General features: G+C 69.4%; 7 protein-coding genes. 4 read left to right on the top strand and 3 right to left on the bottom strand.

The features are described 5' to 3' along the window. Positions 1-27 precede the first annotated feature (27 nt). On the bottom strand, positions 28-1191 hold the full coding sequence (coaBC, locus tag ACFR9S_RS04235; RefSeq protein ID WP_379732410.1) for a bifunctional phosphopantothenoylcysteine decarboxylase/phosphopantothenate--cysteine ligase CoaBC: 1164 nt from the start codon (positions 1189-1191) through the stop codon (positions 28-30). A 55-nt stretch (positions 1192-1246) separates the two neighbouring features. Here coaBC and ACFR9S_RS04230 point away from each other — a divergent pair, with 55 nt between their 5' ends. Beyond that, positions 1247-2005 carry an NRDE family protein gene (locus ACFR9S_RS04230; RefSeq protein ID WP_379818123.1) on the top strand — a complete coding sequence of 253 codons (759 nt, stop codon included), beginning with the start codon at positions 1247-1249 and terminating at the stop codon, positions 2003-2005. 46 nt (positions 2006-2051) lie between these two features. On the opposite strand, the gene ACFR9S_RS04225 is transcribed toward ACFR9S_RS04230, so the two are convergent. Then, a complete protein-coding gene (locus ACFR9S_RS04225; RefSeq protein WP_379818122.1) occupies positions 2052-2330 on the bottom strand; it encodes a hypothetical protein in 279 nt (92 codons plus the stop codon). Positions 2331-2403: 73 nt separating this feature from the next. Next, entirely contained in the window at positions 2404-2979 is a 576-nt protein-coding gene (gene thpR / locus ACFR9S_RS04220) for an RNA 2',3'-cyclic phosphodiesterase (protein WP_379731328.1), read from the bottom strand. A gap of 83 nt (positions 2980-3062) precedes the next feature. On the opposite strand from thpR, the gene ACFR9S_RS04215 reads away from it, so the two are divergent. The 3 genes from ACFR9S_RS04215 (at position 3063) to ACFR9S_RS04205 (ending at position 5644) form a co-directional block, all read left to right on the top strand. Further along, positions 3063-3806, top strand: a complete 744-nt coding sequence (locus ACFR9S_RS04215) for a tetratricopeptide repeat protein (protein ID WP_379731327.1) — start codon at positions 3063-3065, stop codon at positions 3804-3806. Next, positions 3806-4105 carry a DUF424 domain-containing protein gene (locus tag ACFR9S_RS04210; RefSeq protein ID WP_379731326.1) on the top strand — a complete coding sequence of 100 codons (300 nt, stop codon included), beginning with the start codon at positions 3806-3808 and terminating at the stop codon, positions 4103-4105. The genes ACFR9S_RS04215 and ACFR9S_RS04210 overlap by 1 nt, the downstream gene beginning before the upstream one ends. A gap of 264 nt (positions 4106-4369) precedes the next feature. Continuing rightward, positions 4370-5644 (top strand): aminotransferase class V-fold PLP-dependent enzyme, encoded by a 1275-nt coding sequence (locus tag ACFR9S_RS04205; RefSeq protein WP_379731325.1) that lies wholly within the window; start codon positions 4370-4372, stop codon positions 5642-5644. Positions 5645-5730: the final 86 nt, after the last annotated feature.

Here is a 5730-nt window from a genome sequence, read left to right as displayed (position 1 = left end):
CGGCCGCGGGACCGACAACGGGAGTAGCTACGCCTCCCCGAGAACTTCGGCCAACTCTTCTGCTACCCGCGTGCCGAGATCCGCCTTGCTGCCGGCGAACTCCGCGTACCCCTCGTCGCGCACCAGCAGCGCCCGCGTCTCGTCGTCGCCCATTACGCTCGCGTCGTTGGCGACGACGAACGAAAGCCCCGCTCGGTCCAGAATCCGGCGGGCTTCGTCGACCAGTCCCTCGTCGCCGCCGGCGGTCTCGGCCTTGAAGCCGATGATTGGGAGTTCAGGGTACGCCTCTCGAACGTCGTCGATCAGCTTCGGTGCCGGCGTGAGTGTCAGCGTGCGCTCCTCGCCGGACTTGATCTTCTCGTCGGCGGCGTCGACGGTGAAGTCGGAGATTGCCGCCGCGGAGATCAGCGCGTCGGCGCCGTCGTCGACTGCCGCGAGTACCGCGTCGCACATCTCTGCCGCGCGCTCGACCTGCTTGACCGCCGCGTAGGGCACGTCGTCGCCGTCGTGGACCAGCGTTACGTCCGCCCCCCGAACGTAGCACGCCTTCGCGACCGCGCGGCCGGTCTTCCCCGACGCGCGGTTGGTGATCGACCGGATCGGGTCGATCGGTTCGCTGGTCGCGCCGGCGGTGACGACGACGTGCCGGCCGGCGAGGGTGTCGGGCGCTGTCGCACGGGCGACCTCGGTCACGATGGCCTCCTCCGTCGCGATTTTCGCTTTGCCCTCCTCGATCCGCGGGTCGACGAACTCGACGCCCCACGACTCGACCGTCTCGATCGCGTCGAGCACGCCCGGGTGGTCGTACATCGGCTCGTGCATCGCGGGGGCGATCACGACCGGCACGTCCGCACCGATGGCGGTCGTCGCGGTCGTCGTGACCGGCGAGTCGTCGACCGCGGCGGCGATCTTCCCGACGGTGTTGGCGGTGCAGGGCGCGATCAGGAGCACGTCCGCCCAGCCGTCGCGGCCGCAGAGTTCGACGTGCTCGACGCGTCCCGTGAGTTCCGTGACCGGTTCGTGGCCGGTCGCGAACTCCACCGCCCACGGGTGGACGATCCCCTGCGCGCTCTCGGTCAGCACGCCGCGGACCTCGGCGCCCTGCCGCCGGAGTTCGTGGGCGAGTTCGACGACCTTTACCGCCGCGATGCTGCCGGTCACGCCGAGCGCGACGTTGACGCCTTCGAGCATTCCTCGGGAGGTGGGACGCCGGGGGCTTAAACACCGCCCGCGCCTACCCGGGACCGTGTGTACGCTGACGCTCGCTTGGCAGGTGTTCGACGACGCGCCCGTGGCCGTGGCCGCGAACCGCGACGAGCAACGTGACCGGCCGTCCGAGCCGCCGGGGCGGATCGAGGGGGAGCCGACCGTCGTCGCGCCCCGCGACGCGGAGGCCGGGGGGACGTGGCTGGGGTACAACGACGCTGGCCTGTTCGTCGGGATCACGAACCGCTGGACCGACGCCGACCTCGCGGGCGAGCGCTCGCGGGGGCTACTCACACGCGACGCGCTGGGCGAAGGCTCCGCCGAGGAGGCGCTCAGGACGGTCGAGGCCGCTGTCGAGGAGAACGAGTATGCGGGGTTCAACCTCGTGCTCGCCGACGCCGACGCGGCGTACCTGCTGGAGTGGGACGGCCGGCTGCTGGTCCGCGAACTGGAGCCCGGCGTCCACGTCGTCGTCAACGTCGGCGCCAGTGACGCGCCCGCGATCCCGGCGTCCGATCCGGAGCGCGGGCAGGAGCAGGCCGAGGACGCCGCAGCCGTCCGGACCGCACTCCTCCCCGAACCCGACGAGGACAGCGACGCGTGGCTCGACCGCGCGACGGGCGTGCTCGGCGATCACGACTACGGGGTCTGTGTCCACCAGAACGGCTACGGGACGGTTTCGGCGTCCCTGCTCTCGATCGGGGCGGACGGGACGGTTCGGTTCGACTTCGCCGACGGGCCGCCCTGTGAGACGGCGTTCGAGCCTGTCGAGGCGGCAGTCGACGCCGACGAAGCGTAGTTCGGACTATCGTCGTCGCGAGAAAAGATCGGTCGGAGGGATACAGCTACCGGCGGAGCATCGCGCCCGCGGCGCCACCGACGACGAGGCCGGCGGCGAATCCCGCGGCGGCGACTTTCCGGCGTCGCGCGGCGACCTCTTCCGGGAAGTACTCCTCGGTCAGGTCGATCGTCCGCTCGGCCAGCCGGTGGCGCGCCGCGGCGGCTTCCTCGCTGTCGGCCGCCCGGGCACGGAGCGCGGCGTAGCGGCGTCGGAGTTCGTCGACGGCCATCCCGCTGTCGACGCCGCGGTCGCCCGCGTACTGCTGAACGTTGCTGAGTTCCATACCCCTACTTCGCTGTCAGTGGAGATAACTGTTCCGAGCGGAAGGACAGAAAGTAGCACGGCACTCCGAGAAATCAGAGCGGGAAGCGTGCGATCGTCTCGTGCTCCGCGCCGTCGTCGCCGAGGACCGAGCGCTTCAGCCGGAGTTCCTCGGCGGTGAAGCGACCGACCGTGGGGTCGGTGTTCCGGAGGCGGTCCTGCACGAGGTCCTTCCCGCGGGCGTCGTTCATCCGGGCGAGGGTGACGTGTGGCGTGAAGGGGTTGTCCGCCGCGTCGAACCCCCGGTCGATGGTCTCCGTTTCGAGTGCGGCGGCGAGCGCTTCGAGGTCGGCCGCGCCGTCGCGGACGCCCGCCCAGACCACCGAGATGTACTCCGCGGAGGGGAACGCGCCGAGGCCGCCGACTTCCATCTCGAACGGCGAGAGGTCGGCCGCGTCGACCGCCGCCGCGCCGGCGACTTTCGCGTCGGCGACGGTCGGGTCGTCGGCCGCGTCGTCCTCGGTCGGGGTGTCGCCGAGGAACTTCATCGTCAGGTGGGCCTGTTCGGGGTCGGTGAAACTCAGCCCTTCGGCGGCCGCGAGGTCGTCCTGTATCGCGGCGAACGGCTCCCGGAGATCGTCGGGCAGGTCGATCGCGAAGAACAGGCGCATACCGGGGTGGCAGGTCCCGGCGACGACTAAGCGTTGGGGCTGGACGCGTAACCCTTACCCCCGACGACCGCGAACTGCGGGTAATGAGTGATAACCCCCGTGAGGACCGCGATCACCAGTTCTCGGAGGGTCAGGGACTCCCCGACGAGTTCGAGGAGTTCGACATCGACCCGCCCGAACTGAAAGTCGACCCCGGCGAGGTCGACCCCGTCGACACCCGCGTGCTCGCGGACCTGCTCGACGAGCGCAACATCGCGAAAGACGAGGTCGACGTCGACCAGCTCATCGACGTTGGCGTCTCCTACACGAAGATCAACCGCTTCGAGGAGGCGACGGAGACGTTCGAGCGCGCCGCGCAGTACGCCGAGGACCCCCACAAGGAGCAGGAGGCCTGGGTGAACAAGGGTGCCGCCCACGCCGAACTGGAAGAGTACGACGAGGCGATCGGCGCGTACAAGGAGGCGATCGACATCGACGACGACTCCGAGCACGCCGCCACTGCCGAGACGAACCTCGCCTACGCGCTCTGGGAGTTCGGCCAGAGCGAGGAGGCGCTGCGCCACGCCGAGAACGCGGTGGAGATCGACCCGCGCTTCGCGCAGGCGTGGTACAACCGCGGCTTCTTCATGCTCGAGCGCGGGCTCGCCGAGGACGCCGTCGACTGCTTCGAGAACGCTCAGCGCCTCGGGATGAGCAACGCCGAGGTGCTGGAGGAGAAGGTCCGCGCGCTGGAAGAAGTGGGCCGCGAGGAGGAGGCCGAGGAGGTCCGGCAGCGGGCCGAGGAGATGCGCGAGGAGGCCGAGCAGCAGATGGTCGAAGAGTTCTGATGCTCCTCCGCGAACGCGAGACCGAACGCGGGCTGCTCGTCTCCGTCTGTGACCCCGACCTCGTCGGGGAGACGTTCGAGGACGGGGAGATCTCGCTGACGGTCGAGGCGTCGTTCTACGCCGGCGAGGACGCCGTCGAGGCCGACGCCGACGCCGTGATCGACGGCCTGCGCCGCGCCTCGGTCGCGAACCTCGTCGGCGAGGAGTCGGTCGGCGTCGCCGTCGAGGCCGGGATCATCGACGAGGCGACGGTGCTGGAGATCGGAGATACCCGGCACGCGCAGTTGTTGCAGATTTAGGGGTCGCTTTCTCGGGAACGCTCGGTTCGTTCGCGGTGTTTCCGGCCTGCTCCCGCGGCTCGCGGGTCACTTCGTCCCCGCTCGCTTCGGGACCGTTAGCCGTCGCTCGCTTCGCTCGCGGTGTTTCCGGCCTGCTCCCGCGGCTCGCGGGTCACTTCGTTCCCCGCTCACTTCGGGACCGTTTGCCGTCGCTCGCTTCGCTCGCGACGTTTCCCGGTCCCGCTACCGAAGCCCCCTTGCACCTCCAGCCCCAGTTATCACCCAATGGCTACCCACGATTCGCCGGCGCTCGACGTCGACGCCATCCGCGAGGACTTCCCGATCCTCGACCGGAAAGTCGGCGGCGACGTGACCGTTCCCGGTCCCGACGAGAACGACGACACGCCGCTGTACTACCTCGACAACGCCGCGACCAGCCACACGCCGAAGCAGGTCGTCGAGGCGATGACGGAGTTCTACTACCAGTACAACTCCAACGTCCACCGCGGCATCCACAGCCTGAGTCAGGAGGCCTCCGTCGCCTACGAGGACGCCCACGACCGCGCGGCCGAGTTCGTCGGCGCCGACGGCCGCGAGGAGATCGTGTTCACCAAGAACACGACCGAGGCGTTCAACCTCGTCGCCTACACGTGGGGGCTGACCGAACTCGAACCCGGCGAGAACGTCGTCACCACGCAGATGGAGCACCACGCCTCCCTCGTCACGTGGCAACAGCTCTGTGAGAAGCAGGGCGCGGAGATCCGGTACGTCGAGATCGACGACGACGGCCGGCTGGACATGGACGACCTGCGCGAGAAGGTCGACGAGGACACCGCGATGGTCAGCACGGTCCACGTCTCGAACACGCTCGGGACGATCAACCCCGTCGCGGAGATCACCGACATCGCCCACGAGCACGGCGCGCTCTCCTTCATCGACGGCGCGCAGGCCGTCCCCACCCGCCCGGTCGACGTGGGCGAGATCGACGCCGACTTCTACGCCTTCTCGGGCCACAAGATGCTCGGCCCGACGGGGATCGGCGTGCTGTACGGCAAGGAGGCTCTCCTCGAAGAACTGCCGCCGTTCCTCGTCGGCGGCGCGATGATCCGGCGCGTGGAGTTCGAGGGCTCGACGTGGGAGGACCTGCCCTGGAAGTTCGAGGCGGGCACGCCGCCGATCGCCGAGGCAGTCGGCCTCACCGCCGCGATCGACTACCTCGAGGACGTGGGGATGGACGCGATCGAGCGCCACGAGTCCGAACTTGCGGAGTACGCCTACGACCGACTGAGCGAGTTCGACGACGTGGAGATTTACGGCCCGCGCGAGGAGCGCGGCGGGCTGGTGGGGTTCAACCTCGAGGGCGTCCACGCCCACGACCTCTCCTCGATCCTCGACGATCACGGCGTGGCGGTCCGCGCGGGCGACCACTGTACCCAGCCGCTGCACGACGTGCTCGGCGTCCCCGCCTCCACGCGGGCTTCGTTCTACCTCTACAACCGCAAGGAGGAGATCGACGAACTCATCGACGCCGTCGACACCGCGCGGGAACTGTTCGCGTAGTCGCCGTTGATTCTGGAAGGCGGTGGCGCGAATGCGGAGCGCGCTCCGTCGCGAGCCGAGCGCGAGGTCCTCGCGAGCAACGCGAG

Origin of the sequence: Halolamina salina (genome assembly GCF_042678005.1) — an archaeon.
Taxonomy (GTDB): domain Archaea; phylum Halobacteriota; class Halobacteria; order Halobacteriales; family Haloferacaceae; genus Halolamina; species Halolamina salina.
The sequence above is the reverse complement of the archived record's forward strand: the minus strand, read 5'-3'. Positions and strand labels throughout refer to the sequence as shown.

What these genes read in the sequence shown, in the direction of transcription:
- coaBC (WP_379732410.1), bottom strand. Translation starts at nt 1,191, where the DNA reads ATGCTCGAAGGCGTCAACGTCGCGCTCGGCGTGACCGGCAGCATCGCG.
- ACFR9S_RS04225 (WP_379818122.1), bottom strand. Translation starts at nt 2,330, where the DNA reads ATGGAACTCAGCAACGTTCAGCAGTACGCGGGCGACCGCGGCGTCGAC.
- thpR (WP_379731328.1), bottom strand. Translation starts at nt 2,979, where the DNA reads ATGCGCCTGTTCTTCGCGATCGACCTGCCCGACGATCTCCGGGAGCCG.
- ACFR9S_RS04215 (WP_379731327.1), top strand. Translation starts at nt 3,063, where the DNA reads ATGAGTGATAACCCCCGTGAGGACCGCGATCACCAGTTCTCGGAGGGT.
- ACFR9S_RS04210 (WP_379731326.1), top strand. Translation starts at nt 3,806, where the DNA reads ATGCTCCTCCGCGAACGCGAGACCGAACGCGGGCTGCTCGTCTCCGTC.
- ACFR9S_RS04205 (WP_379731325.1), top strand. Translation starts at nt 4,370, where the DNA reads ATGGCTACCCACGATTCGCCGGCGCTCGACGTCGACGCCATCCGCGAG.